The organism is Loktanella sp. 3ANDIMAR09 (genome assembly GCF_001420005.1).
GTDB lineage: Bacteria > Pseudomonadota > Alphaproteobacteria > Rhodobacterales > Rhodobacteraceae > Loktanella.
The window spans coordinates 138,751-157,991 of the sequence record NZ_LJAK01000003.1 but is presented as its reverse complement, the minus strand read 5'-3'; the positions used below and the strand labels follow the sequence as shown (position 1 = coordinate 157,991).

19 protein-coding genes are annotated in these 19,241 nt (G+C 61.3%); 14 read left to right on the top strand and 5 right to left on the bottom strand.

What is annotated here, in order from left to right:
- The first annotated feature begins 52 nt into the window (after nt 1–52).
- From AN189_RS06105 to AN189_RS06055, 11 genes are all read left to right on the top strand, one after another.
- Nucleotides 53–1,138, top strand: a complete 1,086-nt coding sequence (locus AN189_RS06105; RefSeq protein WP_056032653.1) for an ABC transporter permease — start codon at nt 53–55, stop codon at nt 1,136–1,138.
- Nucleotides 1,135–1,440, top strand: a complete 306-nt coding sequence (locus AN189_RS06100; protein ID WP_172794861.1) for a hypothetical protein — start codon at nt 1,135–1,137, stop codon at nt 1,438–1,440. The genes AN189_RS06105 and AN189_RS06100 overlap by 4 nt, the downstream gene beginning before the upstream one ends.
- Nucleotides 1,440–2,354: an ABC transporter permease gene (locus tag AN189_RS06095; RefSeq protein WP_056032647.1), complete on the top strand. Its 915-nt coding sequence runs from the start codon at nt 1,440–1,442 to the stop codon at nt 2,352–2,354. Before AN189_RS06100 ends, AN189_RS06095 begins: the two co-directional genes overlap by 1 nt.
- A 25-nt stretch (nt 2,355–2,379) precedes the next feature.
- Nucleotides 2,380–3,462 carry a BMP family ABC transporter substrate-binding protein gene (locus AN189_RS06090; RefSeq protein ID WP_056032643.1) on the top strand — a complete coding sequence of 361 codons (1,083 nt, stop codon included), beginning with the start codon at nt 2,380–2,382 and terminating at the stop codon, nt 3,460–3,462.
- A 192-nt stretch (nt 3,463–3,654) separates the two neighbouring features.
- Nucleotides 3,655–4,680: a LacI family DNA-binding transcriptional regulator gene (locus AN189_RS06085; RefSeq protein ID WP_172794860.1), complete on the top strand. Its 1,026-nt coding sequence runs from the start codon at nt 3,655–3,657 to the stop codon at nt 4,678–4,680.
- Nucleotides 4,681–4,774: 94 nt separating this feature from the next.
- A complete protein-coding gene (locus AN189_RS06080; RefSeq protein ID WP_056032638.1) occupies nt 4,775–6,088 on the top strand; it encodes a sugar ABC transporter substrate-binding protein in 1,314 nt (437 codons plus the stop codon).
- Between the two features lie 114 nt (nt 6,089–6,202).
- Nucleotides 6,203–7,081, top strand: a complete 879-nt coding sequence (locus AN189_RS06075) for a carbohydrate ABC transporter permease (protein WP_056033239.1) — start codon at nt 6,203–6,205, stop codon at nt 7,079–7,081.
- A gap of 14 nt (nt 7,082–7,095) precedes the next feature.
- A complete protein-coding gene (locus AN189_RS06070) occupies nt 7,096–7,926 on the top strand; it encodes a carbohydrate ABC transporter permease (RefSeq protein ID WP_056032635.1) in 831 nt (276 codons plus the stop codon).
- 12 nt (nt 7,927–7,938) lie between these two features.
- The gene (locus tag AN189_RS06065; RefSeq protein ID WP_056032630.1) at nt 7,939–8,943 is read left to right on the top strand and encodes an ABC transporter ATP-binding protein; all 1,005 of its coding nucleotides are present in this window, start codon (nt 7,939–7,941) and stop codon (nt 8,941–8,943) included.
- Complete coding sequence (locus tag AN189_RS06060) at nt 8,940–9,713, top strand: L-iditol 2-dehydrogenase (RefSeq protein WP_056032627.1); 774 nt, start codon at nt 8,940–8,942, stop codon at nt 9,711–9,713. Before AN189_RS06065 ends, AN189_RS06060 begins: the two co-directional genes overlap by 4 nt.
- Nucleotides 9,713–11,203, top strand: coding sequence for a mannitol dehydrogenase family protein (locus AN189_RS06055; protein ID WP_253279564.1), 1,491 nt, complete (start codon nt 9,713–9,715; stop codon nt 11,201–11,203). Before AN189_RS06060 ends, AN189_RS06055 begins: the two co-directional genes overlap by 1 nt.
- On the opposite strand, the gene AN189_RS06050 is transcribed toward AN189_RS06055, so the two are convergent.
- From AN189_RS06050 to AN189_RS06040, 3 genes are all read right to left on the bottom strand, one after another.
- A complete protein-coding gene (locus tag AN189_RS06050) occupies nt 11,200–11,886 on the bottom strand; it encodes a haloacid dehalogenase type II (protein WP_253279563.1) in 687 nt (228 codons plus the stop codon). The two genes, AN189_RS06055 and AN189_RS06050, sit on opposite strands and share 4 nt — an antisense overlap.
- 104 nt (nt 11,887–11,990) lie before the next feature.
- Nucleotides 11,991–12,302, bottom strand: coding sequence for a hypothetical protein (locus AN189_RS06045; protein ID WP_157057392.1), 312 nt, complete (start codon nt 12,300–12,302; stop codon nt 11,991–11,993).
- A gap of 248 nt (nt 12,303–12,550) precedes the next feature.
- A complete protein-coding gene (locus tag AN189_RS06040) occupies nt 12,551–12,862 on the bottom strand; it encodes a hypothetical protein (protein WP_056032615.1) in 312 nt (103 codons plus the stop codon).
- A gap of 169 nt (nt 12,863–13,031) precedes the next feature.
- Here AN189_RS06040 and AN189_RS06035 point away from each other — a divergent pair, with 169 nt between their 5' ends.
- Together AN189_RS06035 and AN189_RS06030 are read left to right on the top strand one after the other, a co-directional pair.
- The gene (locus AN189_RS06035; protein ID WP_056033234.1) at nt 13,032–13,964 is read left to right on the top strand and encodes an aldo/keto reductase; all 933 of its coding nucleotides are present in this window, start codon (nt 13,032–13,034) and stop codon (nt 13,962–13,964) included.
- The gene (locus AN189_RS06030; RefSeq protein ID WP_056032605.1) at nt 13,961–15,031 is read left to right on the top strand and encodes an FAD-binding oxidoreductase; all 1,071 of its coding nucleotides are present in this window, start codon (nt 13,961–13,963) and stop codon (nt 15,029–15,031) included. The genes AN189_RS06035 and AN189_RS06030 overlap by 4 nt, the downstream gene beginning before the upstream one ends.
- 14 nt (nt 15,032–15,045) lie before the next feature.
- Here AN189_RS06030 and AN189_RS06025 read toward each other — a convergent pair whose 3' ends face one another.
- Nucleotides 15,046–16,116, bottom strand: a complete 1,071-nt coding sequence (locus AN189_RS06025) for a Hint domain-containing protein (protein WP_056032602.1) — start codon at nt 16,114–16,116, stop codon at nt 15,046–15,048.
- A gap of 52 nt (nt 16,117–16,168) precedes the next feature.
- On the opposite strand from AN189_RS06025, the gene AN189_RS06020 reads away from it, so the two are divergent.
- Nucleotides 16,169–16,528, top strand: a complete 360-nt coding sequence (locus tag AN189_RS06020; protein ID WP_253279562.1) for a hypothetical protein — start codon at nt 16,169–16,171, stop codon at nt 16,526–16,528.
- A gap of 80 nt (nt 16,529–16,608) precedes the next feature.
- Here the strand turns inward: AN189_RS06020 and AN189_RS06015 are convergent, their stop codons facing one another.
- Nucleotides 16,609–19,113: an FAD-dependent oxidoreductase gene (locus AN189_RS06015; protein ID WP_056032598.1), complete on the bottom strand. Its 2,505-nt coding sequence runs from the start codon at nt 19,111–19,113 to the stop codon at nt 16,609–16,611.
- Nucleotides 19,114–19,241 lie beyond the last annotated feature (128 nt).

Sequence of the window (19,241 nt, the reverse complement as noted above, 5' to 3'; positions counted from 1 at the left end):
GACGCCTGCGGCGGGCGAGTATTTTTGGCAAGATGATGCAAAAGGCTGCGCTGTGATCGTTCTGGAAAAACGCGAGGCGCCGTCGCGGCTGTGGGCCTGGGGCAGTCCGGTCATGGCGGTTTTGCTGACCATGGTGCTGGGCGGTCTGCTGTTTGCAGCCCTTGGGCAGAACCCTTTCACCGTGATCCGCACGATTTTTCTTGATCCGCTGTTTTCGGAATTTGCCTGGTTCTACCGCCCGCAGATCCTGATCAAGGGCGCGCCGCTTGTGCTGATCGCCATCGGGCTGAGCTTTGGCTTTCGCGCGGGGGTGTGGAACATCGGGGCGGAAGGGCAGTACATCGTCGGCGCCATCTGCGGGGCGGGTGTGGCGCTGGCATTGTATCCCATGGACGCACGCTGGCTGATCTTTCCGACGATGGTGCTGGCGGGCGCGTCGGGCGGCTGGGCCTGGGCGATGATCCCCGCGCTGCTGCGTGTGCGGTTCGGCACCAATGAAATCCTGGTCAGCCTGATGCTGGTCTATGTGGCGGAACAACTGCTGGCGGCCATGGCGCTGGGTGCCATGCGCAACCCCGAAGGCATGGGGTTCCCCGGAAGCCGCAACCTGTCGCAATATCCCTCTGCCGCGAACCTTGAGCTGATATCGGGCAGCGGGATGCACTGGGGCGTGGTCGCGGCGCTGATCACCGTGATCTTTGCCTATGTGACGCTGTCGCGTCATGTGTTCGGGTTTCACGTGCGGCTGGCCGGACAGGCCCCGCGCGCGGCGAAATTCGCAGGGGTGAACCCCGCGCGCATGGTGCTGATCTGCATGGGGCTGTCCGGTGCCCTGGCCGGGGCCGCTGGCCTGTTCGAGGTCGCAGGCCCGGCCGGCCAGATCAGCATCGATTTCAACGTAGGCTACGGGTTCACCGCGATCATCGTAGCGTTCCTTGGTCGCCTGCACCCCATCGGCATCATGGCCGCAGGCGCGCTGATGGCATTGACCTACATCGGGGGCGGCATCGCGCAATCGAGCCTTGGTCTGCCTGCGGCAGCGATCAACCTGTTGCAGGGGATGCTGCTGTTTAATCTGCTGGCCGTGGACGTGTTCACCACATATCGCATCCGGCTGCTGCGCAAGGAGGTGACGTGATGCCTTGGATCATGGGGGCCTTTTTCATGGAGCCGATGATGCTGTGGATGCTGCACGGACCGTTGACAGGCCAGGCCAGCACGGGCGGTGCCTGGGCTGCGATCCTGTTTGTCGCGGCGCATGTTGTTGTGGCCGCCCTGCTGATGGGGGGCGCACTGATGGCGGCGCGTCTGTCGCCTCGCGCGCGCGGGTTTCTGTCACGCCTGCACCTTCCGTCATTGCGTCATGTCGGCACGATGTTGATCGCGGCAGCAATGAGCGCCAGCGTCATTCATGTGACCCTGCACGGAGGTATCGTCTGATGGACCTGTCGTCGATCAATCCGATCCTGTTCTTTGCGTCACTGATGGTGGCGGCCACGCCCATCCTGCTGGCCGCAATCGGCGAGCTGGTGGTCGAACGCGCGGGGGTCCTGAACCTGGGCGTCGAGGGCATGATGATCACCGGGGCTGTGACAGGGTTTATCGTCGCCGTGGCCACTGGCAGCCCCTGGCTGGGGTTCATCGGGGCCGCGATCGGCGGCGCGATCCTCAGCCAGATATTCGGATTTCTGACGCAATATCTGCTCTCCAATCAGGTGGCGACAGGACTTGCGTTGACGCTGTTTGGCCTGGGCCTGTCGGCGCTGATGGGACAGGGCTACATCGGGATCAAGGCACCGTCCTTTCCGGATATCCATGTCCCCGTTCTGGGCGATATCCCGGTCATCGGTCCCATCGTGTTCCAGCATGATCCGATGGTCTATATCGGGCTGCTGATTGCCATTGCCGTCTGGTTTTTCCTGTTTCGCAGCCGCGCCGGGCTGGTGCTGCGCGCCGTGGGGGAAAACCACGATGCCGCCCATGCGCTGGGTTACAACGTGCGTCGCACGCGGATGCTTGCGATTGCATTCGGCGGGGCCTGCGCGGGTCTGGGCGGAGCCTATCTGTCGCTGGTGCGCGTCCCGCAATGGACCGAAGGCATGACCGCGGGCGCGGGCTGGATCGCCCTGGCCATCGTCGTATTCGCCAGCTGGCGGCCAGGACGGCTGGTGCTGGGCGCCTATCTTTTCGGCGGCGTCACCGTGTTGCAGCTGAATTTGCAGGCGGCAGGTGTTGCGATCCCGGTCGAGTACCTGTCGATGTCGCCCTATCTTGCCACCATCGCCGTTCTGGTCATCATGTCCGCCGGACGGAGCCCGGGATCACTGGGACGGATATTCCACGCCGCCCGCTAGGGCCGCACCAACAGGAGAGAATGAAATGAAACGCAGAACACTACTTGCCAGCACGGCTGCCGTCATCGCCCTGGGCACCGGCGCATTCGCCGCAGCCCACGCGGAAAAAACCAAGGTCGGTTTCGTCTACGTCGGCCCCGTTGGCGACGGCGGCTGGACCTACGAGCACGATCAGGGACGTCTGGCCGTCGAGGCAGAATTCGGTGACGCGGTGGAAACCGTCTTCGTCGAGAGCGTCCCCGAAGGCCCCGATGCAGAGCGTGTGATCACCCAGATGGCCCTGGACGGCGCCGATCTGATTTTCACCACCTCGTTCGGTTTCATGGACCCGACCGTGAACGTGGCGGCCAAATTTCCGGACGTGAAATTCGAGCACGCAACCGGCTACAAGCAGGCTGACAACGTCAGCGTCTACAGCGCGCGTTTCTACGAAGGTCGCGCCATTCAGGGCCACATCGCAGGCCAGATCACCGAATCCAACATCATCGGCTACATCGCGTCCTTTCCGATCCCCGAGGTCATTCGCGGCATCAACAGCGCCTACCTGCACGCCAAGGAAGTGAACCCCGACGTCGAGTTCAAGATCGTCTGGGCCTACACATGGTTCGACCCCGCCAAAGAGGCAGAAGCCGCAACCGTCCTGATCGAACAGGGTGCCGACGTGGTGTTGCAGCACACCGATTCCACGGCACCGCAGGCGGCCGCACAGGCGGCTGGCAACGTCTATACATTCGGTCAGGCATCCGACATGGCGGAATACGCGCCCATGCCGCGCGTGTCGTCGATCATCGACGATTGGGCCCCCTACTACATCGCGCGCACGCAGGCCGTGATGGATGGCACATGGGAATCGACCAGCACCTGGGACGGCATCGGTCCGGGCATGGTCGGCATCGGTGAAATCACTGACGCGGTCCCCGCAGAGGTCAAGGCATCCGCCGAAGCCATGCGCGACGCGATTGCCGACGGCAGCTACCATCCCTTTACCGGCCCGATCAACCGGCAGGACGGATCGGTCTGGCTGGCCGAAGGCGAGATTGCGGATGACGGCACGCTGGCGGGGATGAATTTCTACGTCGAAGGCATCGAAGGCGAAATTCCGCAATAAGCGGGACAGACCGAAACGAACGAAGGGCGGCCTGCGGGTCGCCCTTTTTGCATTTTTGGGACACGCAAAGTTTGCTGGTTTGCCGAACTTTGCAAATTTTGGCGCGCGGATCACAGCGTAACTTTTACGCGCGACAATATCATCTTCCCAATGTTAAACTCGCCGGAAACCAAGTACTGACGAGGACTGCACGTGCCGCCACGCGAAATTCGCAACATGGATGAATTTGCTGCCGTCAGCGGCATATCTCGCCCGACCGTATCAAAGTATTTCCACAACCCTGACAGCGTGCGCCAGTCCACCCGCGCCCGGATCGAAGCCGCGATCGAACAATATGATTACCGGCCGAACATCTTTGCCATGAACCAGAACCGCAAGCTGACCAAGAATGTCGGCATCGTGGTGCCCCTGCTAGCTGACCCCTATTTCGCGGAAATCGCACGGAATCTGGAACAACGCTGCATTGTCGCCGGATATTCACCGACATTGTTCAGCGCCCATGGCGACCCCGAACAAGAGGTCGCCGTTCTTAACAACTTGCGGGCGCTGAAACCGGCGGGCGTGTTGCTGGCGCCGCTGGGTCGGGCCAGCGACACCGACGTCCTGGCCAAGTTCTGTGAAGATGTGCCGACGCTGATTTTCGACAGCAGCGTTGCCGAACTGGGCATCGCCTTTGTCGGGTCTGACAACCAGCAATTCACCGCGCATATCACCGATTACCTGTGCCGCACGGGTGAACCGCCCTGCTTTTTCGAGATGAAAAACCCCGCAAACCCGAATGCGCATCGCCGCAGACACGCCTATCTGGCCGCAATGGAAAAGTTCGGCCACAGCCCGCACGTCATATCCGTCGCGGGCGAAGGTTGGGGTTTTGAGGAAATCGGGCGGGTCGGTGGCCATGACGCCTTTGCCAGGAACCTGTTTCCCACCAATACGATCCTGTGCAGCAACGACCGTCTGGCCATCGGCCTGCTGACCGCCAGCTACGAGCGCGGAATTACTGTTGGTCGTGGCGACGGCAGCACGGTGCGAATCGCCGGACAGGACGGACACCCCCATTCGCGCTACACCTGCCCACCATTGACGACGATTTCCCACGATTATGACGCCGTGTCCAAACACGCCGCAGACACCCTGTTCGCCGCGATTGAAGGCAACGCAGAGCGTTGGCAAAGCACGCGAATCGAGGGCCGTCTGATCCTGCGCGACTCGGCCTGACACCGCTAATTTACGCGCGTAAATTTTTTATTGACGCCGCGTAGCCTTCATCCCTATGCTCACCCTCAGAACATCGATCTAGGGAGGATACCTGATGTCACTGAAGAGCACTCTGAGTGCTGCGACGGCGCTCGCGCTGGTCACAGCCGGCGGCGCCTACGCCGAAGCACACTCGCCCACCATCACGATCGCGACCGTCAACAACGGCGACATGATCCGGATGCAGGGCTATACCGATCAGTTCACCGAACAGACCGGCATCAATGTCGAATGGGTCACGCTCGAGGAAAACGTTCTGCGTCAGCGCGTCACCACTGACATCACCACCAATGGCGGTCAGTTCGACATCATGACCATCGGCATGTACGAAACTCCGATCTGGGGCAGCAACGGCTGGCTGGTCCCGCTGGACAACTTGTCCGACGATTATGACGCAGATGACATCCTGCCCGCGATGGCCGGTGGCCTGAGCCATGACGGCACGCTCTATGCGGCACCGTTCTACGGCGAATCGTCGATGATCATGTATCGCACCGACCTGATGGAAGCCGCTGGCCTGGACATGCCAGAGGCACCCACCTGGGACTTCATCCGCGACGCAGCCGCGGCCATGACGGACCGTGACAACGACATCAACGGCATATGCCTGCGCGGCAAGGCCGGCTGGGGCGAGGGCGGCGCGTTCATCACCGCCATGTCCAACTCGTTCGGCGCGCGCTGGTTCGACGAAGAGTGGAACGCACAGTTCGACACCGAAGCATGGGCGAACACCGTCAACTTCTTCAAGGACATGATGGATGCATCCGGCCCCGCCGGTTATGCCACCAACGGGTTCAACGAAAACCTGAGCCTGTTCCAGCAGGGCAACTGCGGCATGTGGATCGACGCCACCGTGGCGGCGTCCTTTGTGACCAACCCCAACGACAGCACCGTGGCTGACAGCGTTGGTTTTGCGCTGGCACCCGATACCGGTCTGGGCAAGCGGTCCAACTGGCTCTGGGCCTGGGCACTGGCGATCCCCGCCGGCACGCAGCAGCAGGCAGAAGCCCTGCAATTCATCGAGTGGGCCACGTCCAAGGACTATATCGAGCTGGTTGCCGCCAACGAAGGCTGGGCCAACGTCCCGCCGGGTGCACGGACCTCGCTGTACGAAAACCCCAACTATCAGGACGTGCCGTTCGCACAGATGACGCTGGATTCGATCCTGTCAGCCGATCCGCAGAACCCCACGGTTGACCCGGTTCCCTATGTCGGCGTGCAGTTCGCGGCGATCCCGGAATTTGCGGGTATCGCATCCGAGGTAAGCCAGGAATTCTCGGCTGCCTATGCAGGTCAGCAGACCGTCGAAGAGGCCCTCGCCAAGGCGCAGGACATCACGACCGAAGCCATGGAAGCCGCAGGCTACTAAGGCACCCCTCCCCGTCAGGGGGCAGCATCCGCTGCCCCCTGGCCACCCTTTTCCCGATTGTTTTTCTGGCCTCACCGGTGATGGTTCATGACCACCGCCAAAGGAGACGTGTTCATGGCGACCAAGGCTTCCCGCTCTGCAGCTAGGATGATGATGGCACCCGCAGTGATCCTGCTACTGGGCTGGATGCTGATCCCCCTCGTCCTGACCCTGTTCTTTTCGTTCAAGAAATTTCTGCCGCTGCGTGGCGACCGCTGGGAAAACGGCCTCGAATGGGTCGGTTTCGAAAACTACGTGCGGTTTGTGTCATCCAGCGCCTTCTGGCCGTCGGTCATCACCACGCTGATCATCGTGGGCGGTGTTCTGGTCATCACCGTCTGCCTGGGCATCCTGCTGGCGATGTTGCTGGACCAGCCGATGTGGGGGCAAGGCATTGTCCGCATCCTTGTCATCGCACCGTTTTTCGTCATGCCGACCGTGTCCGCACTGGTCTGGAAAAACATGTTCATGGACGCCAACAACGGGTTGTTTTCGCACCTGTGGCGACTGTTTGGCGCTGAACCCGTGTCATGGCTCAGCGAGGCGTCCCTGCCCTCGATCATCCTGATCGTCAGCTGGCAGTGGCTGCCCTTTGCCACCCTCATTTTGTTGACCGCCATTCAATCGCTGGACAGTGAACAGCTGGAGGCGGCCGAAATGGACGGCGCGTCGCCGCTGGCGCGTTTTGGCCATATCGTGCTGCCGCACCTCAGCCGTGCGGTGACCATCGTGATCCTGATCCAGACGATTTTCCTGCTGTCCGTCTTTGCGGAAATCTTTGTCACCACCGGCGGTGCCTTTGGGTCCCGGACACTGACCTACCTCATCTTTCAGCGCGTGCTGGAAAGCCAGAACGTGGGCCTGGGGTCCGCAGGCGGTGTCTATGCCATCATCCTTGCCAATATCGTTGCGATCTTTCTGATGCGCATCGTCGGCAAGAACCTCGATACATAAGGGAGGATCAGAGCATGGCACGCGCGACCACAACCCGCCGCAAGATCATCACCACAGCCGCGGCCTGGGCCATCGGCTTCACGATCTTCTTTCCGATCCTCTGGACCATCCTGACCAGCTTCAAGACAGAGGCGCAGGCGATCAGCGATCCACCGGTGTTCCTGTTCTTTGACTGGACGCTGGAAAACTATGCGGTCGTGCAGGAACGGTCCAACTACATGCGTTTCCTGTGGAATTCGGTCATCATCGCAGGCGGGTCCACCGTTCTGGGTGTGCTGATCGCGGTGCCGGCCGCATGGTCGATGGCATTCGTGCCCAGCCGCCGCACCAAGGACATCCTGCTCTGGATGCTCTCGACCAAGATGTTGCCGGCCGTGGGGGTGCTGTATCCGATCTACCTGATCTGCATCGAACTGGGATTGCTGGACAGCCGCATCGCGCTGGTGGTCATCCTCATGCTGATCAACCTGCCGATCATCGTCTGGATGCTTTATACCTATTTCAAGGAAATCCCCGGCGAGATCCTCGAGGCTGCCCGCATGGACGGCGCCAGCCTCAAGGAGGAAATCCTGTATGTGCTGACGCCCATGGCGATCCCCGGCATTGCATCGACCCTGTTGCTGAACTTCATCCTTGCCTGGAACGAGGCGTTCTGGACCCTCAACCTGACGGCGGCCAAGGCAGCCCCGCTGACAGCCTTTATCGCCAGCTATTCCAGCCCAGAGGGTCTGTTCTACGCGAAACTCAGCGCGGCCTCGACAATGGCCATCGCGCCGATCCTCATCCTTGGCTGGTTCAGCCAGAAACAACTTGTGCGCGGCCTGACATTCGGCGCAGTGAAATAAGGACCCGGACCCATGGGAAAAATCGAACTCAAGCAAGTGACGAAACGCTTTGGCGACGCCGAGGTCATTCCGCCACTGGACCTGACGATCCACGACGGGGAATTCACGGTGTTCGTCGGCCCGTCGGGCTGCGGTAAATCCACCCTGCTGCGTCTGATCGCGGGACTGGAGGACATCACGTCGGGTCACATCGAAATCGACGGCAAGGATGCGACAACACTGGTGCCGGCCAAGCGCGGCCTTGCGATGGTGTTCCAGTCCTACGCGCTTTACCCACATATGTCGGTGCGCAAGAACATCGCCTTTCCGCTGAAAATGGCCAAGATGGACGCGGCCGAAATCGACCGCCGCGTCGAAGGTGCGGCATCCGTGCTGAACCTGACCGCCTATCTGGACCGCCGCCCGGGTCAGTTGTCGGGTGGCCAGCGCCAGCGTGTCGCAATCGGCCGCGCCATCGTGCGCGAACCCTCGGCATTCCTGTTCGACGAACCCCTGTCCAACCTCGACGCCGCCCTGCGGGTCGGTATGCGGATGGAAATCTCTGAGCTGCACAAGAAACTTGATACCACGATGATCTACGTGACCCACGACCAGGTCGAGGCGATGACCATGGCGGACAAGATCGTCGTGCTGCAGGCCGGTGTGATCGAACAGGTCGGATCGCCGCTGGAACTGTATCGCGCGCCGCGCAACACCTTTGTCGCGGGGTTCATCGGATCGCCGAAAATGAACCTGCTGACAGGACCAGAGGCGGACAAGCACAACGCCCACACGATTGGCATTCGTCCCGAACACATCGACGTCGTGCAATCGGACGGCGTCTGGCAGGGCACCGTCGGCGTGGCAGAACACCTTGGGTCGGATACGTTTTTCCACATCCACAACACGGGGCTGGCCGAAACCATGACCGTCCGCGCCATCGGTGACGTCAGCCTGCGGCATGGCGACACCATCCACCTGTCGCCCCGCATGGACGAATTCCACCGCTTTGACAAAGCGGGGCTGCGGATCGCATGAACCGGCTGGACGGAAAAACGGCGCTGATCACCGGTGCCGCCCGCGGCATCGGACTGGCCTTTGCGCAGGCCTACGTGGCAGAGGGCGCGCGCGTCGCAATTGCCGACATCGACCTAGACCGTGCGCAGGCAGCGGCGGACCAGATCGGTGACGCCGCCATTGCCGTGAAACTGGACGTGTCCGATCAGGCCAGCATCGATGCAGGCGTGGCAGACGCCGTGCAAAGGCTGGGCCGGATCGACATTCTCATCAACAACGCCGCCATTTTCACAGCCGCCCCGATCACCGAGATCACCCGCGCCGATTATGACCGCGCCTTTGCGATCAATGTCAGCGGTTGCCTGTTTACCATGCAGGCTGTCGCGCGTCACATGATCGACCGTGGCATTCGCGGCAGGATCATCAACATGGCGTCACAGGCCGGGCGGCGTGGCGAATCCCTTGTCGCTGTCTATTGCGCGACCAAGGCCGCCGTTATCAGTCTGACGCAATCGGCTGGCCTGAACCTGATCCAGCACGGCATCAACGTGAACGCCATCGCCCCCGGAGTCGTCGATGGCGAACATTGGGACGGCGTCGATGCGTTCTTTGCCAAATATGAAAACAAGGCCCCCGGACAAAAGAAAAAAGAGGTCGGCGATGCCGTCCCCTTTGGCCGTATGGGCACTGCCTGCGACCTGACCGGCATGGCGATCTTTCTCGCGAGTGCCGAGGCAGAATACATCGTCGCCCAGACGTATAACGTCGACGGCGGAAACTGGATGAGCTGATGAAAGACGCACAAGGACACCGCGCCATGAAACTGAGCAATGCGACGCTGGCCGACCTGCCACAGGCCATTGCACGCCCGACCTACGACCGCGCCGCCCTGACTCAGGGCATCGTTCATATCGGTCTGGGCAATTTTCACCGCGCCCATCAGGCATGGTATCTGCACCGACTGATGCAACAGGGGCAGGCCCATGACTGGGCGATCATCGGCGCGGGTGTGCGTCCGGGTGATGCGACGATGCGCGACCGCCTGCTGGCGCAGGACTGCCTCAATACGCTGATCGAACTGGACCCCGCCGGGATATCTGCCGAGGTGACAGGCGCAATGATCGATTTTTTGCCGATCGAGGCGGACAACGCGCAACTGATTGCCACCATGTCCGATCCGGCGATCCGGATCGTGTCCCTGACCGTGACCGAAGGCGGATATTACCGTCGTGCGGACGGCGGGCTGGACACCGACCATGCCGACCTGAAACACGATGCCGCCCATCCTGCGACGCCCCGCACCGCATTTGGTGCGATGGTGGCAGCACTGCGGGCGCGCCGCACGGCAGGGCATCCGCCCTTTACCGCGATGTGCTGCGACAACCTGCAAGGCAACGGCGCGATCCTGCGGCAAACCATTGTGGGCCTGGCCCGGTTGTCGGACCCCGACCTTGCAGACTGGATCGACACACAGGGCGCGTTTCCCGATGCGATGGTCGATTGCATCGTCCCCGCCACCGGAGAGGCCGAGCGCAGCATCGTGCAGGATCTCGGGATTGACGACGCAGCCCCCGTCACCCACGAAAATTTCCGCCAATGGGTGATCGAGGATCATTTTTGTGCGGGCCGCCCCGACTGGGCCGCCGCCGGTGCCACGATGACCGACAACGTGCATCCTTATGAAAGCATGAAAATCCGCATCCTGAACGCGGGCCATCAGGTGCTGGCGAACGTCGGCGAAATCATCGGTCACCAGACCATCGCGGATTGCATGGACGATCCGCGGATCGCCGCCTTCTTTCGCAAGGTGCAGACCACGGGGATCATCCCCTATGTCGATGCCGTCGACGGCATGCCTGCCGCGCAATATCTCGCGCTCATCGAAACGCGGTTCGCGAACCCCAGGATTCGTGACACGACGCGGCGCGTGGCCTTTGACGGATCATCGCGTCACCCCGGTTTCGTCCTGCCGACCCTGCGCGACGCGCTGGCAGCAGGTGGAGACATCCAGGGCCTGGCCCTGACCGAGGCATTGTGGGCACGCATGTGCGCGGGCACCCGCGAAGACGGCAGCCAGATCGCCCCCAACGATCCGCTGTGGGACAGTCTGGTCGATGCATCCCAGGCCGCCCGCCACGATCCGCACATCTGGTTGGCGCAGGACTTGCTCTATGGCAATCTGTGCAACGATCCGCTGTTCGCAGATGCCTTTGGCAGCTGGCTCAATCAGCTTTGGGACGACGGTGCCGCGGCCACGATTGACGCCTATCTGGCCCGCTAGACGATGTCCTGCAGGGCCAGCCACTGGTCCGCGAATGCACCAAGGTCAGGGGCCACATAGGTCGGTTGCGCGATGCCGTCCGATGGCAGCATCGCGTTGCCCGCGCGCGTGATGAATGCACCGCTGGCCCCGGCCCCCTGTGCGCCCATGGTGTCCCACAGATGTGCGGCAACCAGACACAAAGAGGCGATGTGCACGCCCAGCGATTCGGACACAAGCCGGTAGCAATCGGGATGCGGTTTGAATTTTCCGACGCTCTGGACGCTGTAATGCGCCTCGAAAAAATGGGCGATCCCGGCCTTTTCCATGGGGGTCGGACTGGCGGTGGGGGGCGAATTCGTCAGCGTCACCATGCGCACGCCGGCCTCTTGCAACCGGGTCAACGCCGGAATCACGTCATCGCAGGCCGGCATGTTGGTCAGCAGATGCACCAATTCCGCCGTATCGGCATCACCGACAGTCACCCCTTGCGTTTCGCCCATCATGCGCAAGGTGCCTTGGGCCAATGTGCCAAAGGGCGCATATTCACCCGACAGGGTCATCGCCTCTGAATACAGGATAAGATTCGCAAACCATTGCCGCATCATCGCGCGATCACCGAACAGCCGCGCAAACAGCGGTTCCAGCGTCGTCAGGTCCAGCAAGGTCTCATTCACATCGAAAACAAGAATATGGTCAGCCATGTGGTCCTCCATTCAGGAAAACGATGGCATGACACCGGACAAATAAAAAGGCCCGCCCCGAGGGGCGAGCCTTGTGTTCACAATCCGGACAGGCCGGTTGCAGATTAGTACAGACCGTTCGACTGGATCACGGCGTTGTCGTCAGCATAGAGCGCGCGGATCAGCTGTGTCTTGGTCTCGTCATAGATGCCCGAGTTCATGATGCGAACGGCGTCGTCACGCTCTTCACCGGTCAGAACCTCGCCGGGGCGCAGCGCGATGCCCAGCGTCGTCAGGTTGGCGTCAAAATTTGCGCGGTTCTCGTTGGACACGACGAAACGCTCGACCGGCAGCAACTGTGTGGATGCGGCGGATGCAGCGGTTGCGGACAGTGCAACGGTTGCGACGATCAGGGCGGATTTGATTACGTTTTTCATGGTCTTCTCCAAAGTTTTTTCAGTGGCGACATCAGCGTCGTCCTTGTGGAATAGAGATAGGGTATCGTGCATATTTTTGATACCCATCAGTACTGACCATGTTTATGTGCATTTATGAACGGAACTAGTTTCACACCGCCACATCTGTGGACCTTGCCGGCGCGCGCCCGGACAGCAAAAAGGCCTGTCCATCATGGACAGGCCTTTCGCAGACAAACCACCGCGGAGTGACGGGGTTTGTAGACGGCTTAGTACAGACCGTTCGACTGGATCACGGCGTTGTCGTCAGCATAGAGCGCACGGATCATCTGGGTCTTGGCCTCGTCATAGATGCCCGAATTCATGATGCGGACGGCATCATCACGCTCTTCGCCGGTCAGGACCTGGCCGGGGCGCAGCTCGATGCCCAGCGTTTCCAGGTTGGCGTCAAAGTTTGCGCGGTTCTCGTTGGACACGACGAAACGCTCGACCGGCAGCAGCGGTGTGGATGCAGCGGATGCAGCAGTTGCGGACAGTGCAACGGTTGCGACGATCAGGGCGGATTTGATTACGTTTTTCATGGTCTTCTCCTAATTTGAACTGGTCGGCGGCGGGTAGGCCGTCCTTGTGAGTGGCAATTAGGGTCCCTATCGAAAATACGATACCCATCAGTACTGTATGGTGTTGTGTGCAAAAACGAACGGAACAAATTCCCTGTTTTTTGCGACACAGACATGTCACACAAAACCCATGACAGACTTACAAACACGTGATGGAACACCACTTTCCGCGCTGACGTTCGGAACAATGCAATTTGGTGGCCGGGCAGATCCGGCCGCCAGTCGCGGCATGTATGACGCCGCCCGCGACGCGGGCGTGAACCACTTTGACACCGCCGTCCGCTATACCGAAGGGGCCTCGGAGACGCTGCTCGGACCCATGGTCAGCGCCGAACGCGACGCAATTTTCCTAGCAACCAAAGTCGGTTATACGGGCGGATGCGGACGGTCCAACATTTTGCGTCAGCTGGACATCAGCCGCAGTCAACTGAACCTCGACAGCGTGGACCTGTTGTATCTGCATCGCTGGGACCCGGACACCGATCTGACCGAAACCTTTACCACCCTGGCCGAGCTGCAACAAAACGGCGTGATCCGTCACATTGGCGTGTCAAATTACGCCGCCTGGCAAGTGATGAAGGCGCAGGCTGTTTGCGCGCAATTGGGCACCCGGATTGATGTGCTTCAACCGATGTACAACATTGTGAAGCGGCAGGCAGAGGTCGAAATCCTGCCGATGGCGGCCGATCAGGGGATGCTGGCCTGCACCTATTCCCCTCTTGGCGGTGGTCTGCTGACGGGAAAATACGCCCGCGGGGAAACCGGACGCCTGAGCACCGACCAGATGTATGCCGCCCGCTACGGACAAGACTGGATGCACAGCACCGCCGCAGGTCTGTCGGACATCGCGCATGACATCGGCACCGATCCAGCCACACTTGCCGTGGCGTGGGTCGCACGGCGGACCGGCGTTTCACCCATCATTTCGGCGAAATCGACAGAACAACTGGCACCTTCGCTGGCGGCACAGCATTTTGTCATGGATGATGCGCTGTATGACCGCATCACCGCATTGTCACCGACACCACCGCCCGCAACGGACCGGCTGGAGGAAACAACATGACCGATGTGATCGTGATTGGTGGCGGCGTGGCTGGCCTGTCTGCGGCGGCAGCACTGGCACCGCTGTGCAATGTTACCCTGCTCGAACGGGAAAAACAGACGGGATATCACAGCTCTGGCCGGTCTGCCGCTTTGTTCGAAGAAAACTACGGCAAACCCACCACCAGGGCCCTGAACAAGGCAAGCCGTGACATTCACGCGGCACTTGGCGTGCTGTCGCCGCGCGGTCTGATGATCGTGGGCCAGCCACATGAGGACGAACAATTCGCCGCCGACGTCGTCGATATGAAACTGACCGAAATCACATTGGAAGAGGCGCGCAACCGGGTGCCGATCCTGTCCTCTGCCATAACGCGGGCGGCCCATATGGACGGCGCGCAGGACATCGATACCGACCTGCTGATGCAAACCTGGATCAAACAGATCCGTGCGCATGGCGGCACCATCCAGACCGGGGCCGAGGTGACAGGGATCACCCGGACCGCAACAGGCTGGCGGGTGGACACCGGCACCGATGCCCATACCGCGCCGGTCGTTGTGAATGCCGCAGGGGCCTGGGCGGATGTGATCGCCCGATTGGCGGGCGTGACACCGCTTGGCCTGACGCCGTTGCGCAGGTCAATGGCGCGGCTGGCGGCACCGGGCGGTCACGACACCCGTACTTGGCCGATGATCTTTGGCCCCGGCGAAAGCTGGTATGCCAAACCCGACGCAGGTGCGCTGCTGGTGTCCCCCGCCGATGAGGACCCAGTCGCCCCGATGGATGCATGGCCCGACGACATGGTGCTAGCCGAGGGGCTTGCACGCTATCAAGAGGCTGTCACCGTCCCGGTCACGCGTCCCATTGCGACATGGGCAGGTTTGCGGACCTTTGCGCCGGACAGGTCACTGGTTCTGGGGCGCGATACAGCAGAGCCCACCTTCGTGTGGTGCGCGGGCCAGGGTGGTTACGGGGTGCAATCCTCGCCTGCCGCGGGTCTGCATATTGCCGATATCATCGCGGAACGCCCGCCCGCGATCGGGGCGGATATTGCAGCACAGCTGTCACCCGCGCGATTTGACCGCTAGCCGCCCGCGACCGATCAGGCGACGCAGGCCATCAGCTCCCAACTGCGCAACGTGGTGAAATCGGCATCCTGATTGCCGACGCCGATCCGCAATTCGGGAAAGACGGCGAACAGTTCCTGTCGTGCATCAGGGGACAAGGCCGCGATCCCCTCTGATCCGGGACAAAAGCTTTCTGTCGCGGCACCTTCGGCGAAAATGACCTCGTGGCGATCAAAGACCAGATTGAAATAGGTGACCTCGGTCAGTCCGCTGTCGACATAGACCTGCTCGAACGTGGCGGCCATGGATTTGGCGCGGACAAACACCGCATCCTCGCCGAACATCAGCGACACCTTGATATTCTGAAACAGCATCCGGTGCTGCGGAGAGACCCACAGATTGCGATACGGCAAACCGAATCCCAGCGCACCGGCCTGGATACAGACAGGCCAGAATGCCCGGCGGTTGCGCAAATCGTCACCGGCGATGCGGCGCGTGTGGATCAACCGAATGGGCTGCGCCGTACCGTCCCACGTCATCACAAGGTCACCCACGGCCAGATCGTCGATCGGCCTTGCCCCCTCTGGGGTGTCGATCATCGTGCCGCTGGTCAGCGAAACGGGTGCGGCGGCATCGTCATGCGGCATATCCAGACGGTTGCCGTGCCCGTCAAAGGTGATTTTTTCCCCTGTCGCTGGCAAGAGCACAATCGCATCGGTGCCGGCAGCAGGACCATCGACGGCTGTCACGGGACCATCGGGCGCATAAAAGCATACCACCGGGTTCGCGTTGCCTGCGTCGATCAGCGCAACAGCCCGTGCCGCATCACCGGGCACGTGAAGTGGTGCTGCGATGTCCCACGCGGTCCAACCGGTATCGGGGTCGATTACGCCGTCCTGTTCCGACAGCGACAGTCCGGCAGCCAGCGTACCATCGTCGCGGTAAATCGCCAGTGACAGTGCGTCCAGACGTACAAGGTCGGCGGGGGCGGCGGTGATCTGCACCTCGCCCACGGCGGGTGTCGCCATTGGCACGGTGTTGGGATATGTGATCGCCGAAATGAATGCCATGATGCCACGCCCCAGATTTGGTTCGACCTGCATCATCTATGCCCGGCATGGCTCATCATTGTTCCGTATTGGGAAAGAATAAGGCAGCGTGTCCGACCGTCCCCCATCGCAAAAGCCACCCAGACAGATCCGGTTCCTGTCACCGGGGAAAAGAGAGCGCGCACGTCTCGAACGGCAATTCGCCTGGCTGCGCCGCTATAGTCCCGTCCTTGGACGTATCGTGCAGACCCTCAGCCGACCGGGCTGGACGCTGGTGCGCGTACCGGTCGGCATTCTGTTCATTCTTGGCGGATTCCTTGCCATCCTGCCGATTTTCGGGCTGTGGATGATCCCGGTCGGCCTGCTGTTGCTGTCGGTCGATGTGCCACGGTTGCGCAGGCCTGTCGCGGGATTCCTGATCGCCATGCGCAGGCGGGCCGAACGCTGGAAAAACCGCAAAAAACCCTGATTGCCAACTGGCAATCAGGGCTAAAATGAGGCGATTCCAAAGGGTCGGGGTCGATTTAACCCCTCATGAACCTTTGCGGATCAATCCGCGATGTTCTTGCGGATCGTCTTGTTCTCGGGGTCGTAGGGGCTGTCCTCGACGATGTCGCAGGGCCACAGTTGGTCGAACATCTTGACCTGCAAACGCGTGCCCACAGTTGCGTGGTCAGGGTGGACGTAGCCCATGCCGATGCTCTTGTTGAAATGCACCGAATAGCCGCCCGACGTCAGACGCCCCACGCGCGTGTCACCGGCATAAAGCGCCTCGCGGCCCCAAGGGTCGGCATCGTCGGGGCCGTCGATCAGCAGCGTGACGCATTTGGACCGGATGCCCTTGTCCAGCATCGCCTGCTTGCCGTTGAAATCCTTGTTCAGATCGACAAAGCGCGGCAGGTCAGCCTCCAGCGGGGTGGCGTCGCGACCCAATTCGTTGCCAAAGGCGCGATAGGATTTTTCCTGCCGCAGCCAGTTCTGCGCCCGGGCGCCGACCAGTTTCATGCCGTGTTCCGCGCCTGCCTTTTCCAGCAGGTCGAACAGGTAGTTCTGCATTTCGATCGGGTGGTGCAATTCCCAGCCCAGCTCGCCCGTATAGGCCACGCGGATGGCGCGGACCGGGCACATGCCCAGTTCGATGTCACGCACGGACAGCCACGGAAAACGCTTGTTGGACAGAACGGTCGCGGGGTCCGCGTCCTTGATGACAGATTGCAGCACGTCGCGGGATTTCGGGCCGGCGATGGCAAAGACACCCCACTGCGTCGTCACCTCTTGTGCGTTGATCCGGCCAAAGTCGGCCTCTTTGCGTGCCACAGCCTTGTACAGGTAATCCTGATCATAGGCGGTCCAGGCCCCGGCAGAGATCAGGTAATAATCATCCTCTGCGATCCGGGCGATGGTGTATTCGGTGCGCGTGGTGCCGTGGTCGGTCAGCGCGTAGGTCAGGTTGATGCGGCCCACGCTGGGCAGTTTGTTGGTGGTGAACCAATCCAGAAACGCAGTCGCACCCGGCCCGCTGATGCGGTGCTTGGTAAAGGCGGAGGCGTCGATCAGGCCGACGCTCTCGCGGATCGCGCGGGCCTCGTCCACGGCGTATTGCCACCAGCCACCGCGACGGAACGACCGCGCGTCGTGGTCGAAATTCTCCGGCGCATCGAGGGGGCCGAAATAGTTCGGGCGTTCCCAGCCGTTGACCCAGCCGAATTGTGCGCCGCGCGCCTTTTGCCGGTCATAGGCGGGCGTGGTGCGCAGCGGACGGCAGGCAGGCCGTTCTTCGTCCGGGTGGTGCAGGATATAGACGTGTTCGTAGGCTTCCTCGTTCTTGCGGGCGGCCCATTCGGTCGTCATCCAGTCGCCGTAGCGTTTGGGATCCAGCGACGCCATGTCGATTTCTGCCTCGCCCTGCACCATCATCTGCGCAAGGTAGTAGCCCGTGCCACCCGCTGCCGTGATGCCAAAGCTGAAGCCTTCGGCCAGCCACATGTTGTGCAGTCCGGGGGCCGGGCCGACCAACGGATTACCGTCCGGGGTATAGCAGATGGGACCGTTGAAATCGTTTTTCAGGCCCGATTCCTCGCAGGATGGAATCCGGTGTATCATCGCCATGTATTGTTCCTCGATCCGTTCGAGGTCGAGTTCGAACAGGTCCGCGCGGAAACTGTCGGGGACGCCGTATTCGAAACGTGCAGGCGCATTGGGTTCATACACGCCCAGAATCCAGCCGCCGCGTTCCTCGCGCACATAGGATTGGGCGTCGGCGTCGCGAATGACGGGGTGCTCGGGGTTGTCCTTGCGGAAATCAACCAGCGCGGGGTCGGTATCCATCACGATGAACTGATGTTCGACGGGGATTGCGGGAATCTTGATGCCCAGCATTTTCGCCGTGCGCTGCGCGTGGTTGCCTGATGCGGTGACCACATGTTCGGCGGTGATGACGATCTGTTCGTCGGACGGGATCAGGTTGCCGCCCTTTTCCACCATCTTGGTGCAGGTGACCTCCCAGGCAGTGCCGTTCCAGTTGAACGCATCGGCCTGCCACTTGCGCACGATGTCCACGCCACGCTGGCGCGCGCCCTTGGCCATCGCCATCGTCACATCGGCAGGGTTAATGTAGCCGTCCTGCGTGTGATACAGCGCCCCCTTGAGGTCGGATGTTTCGATCAGCGGCCATTTCGCCTTGATCTCGTCGGGGGTCATGAAAACATATGGCACGCCCACCGTTTCGGCGGTCGAGGCATAGAGCTGGAATTCCTCCATCCGTTCCTGGGTCTGGGCCATGCGCAGGTTGCCCACGACGGCAAAACCCGCGTTCAGGCCGGTTTCCTCCTCCAGCGTCTTGTAGAACTTGATCGAATAGTCGTGAATGTGGGTCGTCGCATAGCTCATGTTGAAATAGGGCAGCAGGCCGGCGGCGTGCCATGTCGACCCCGATGTCAGCTCGTCCCGTTCCAGCAACATCACGTCGTCCCAGCCCGCAGCGGCCAGGTGATAGGCGATCGAGGTGCCGACAGCACCGCCACCGACGACCAGAGCTTTGACAGACGTTTTCATGGCAGTATTCCTTGCACGATATTCCCGTCACATATGCCCCAGACGGTCAGGCGGTGCGGGAACCATCCGACAGATTATAGCAGGAAACCGACCTGCGTCGCACAATGGCTGTAGGTGGTGCCTGCGTG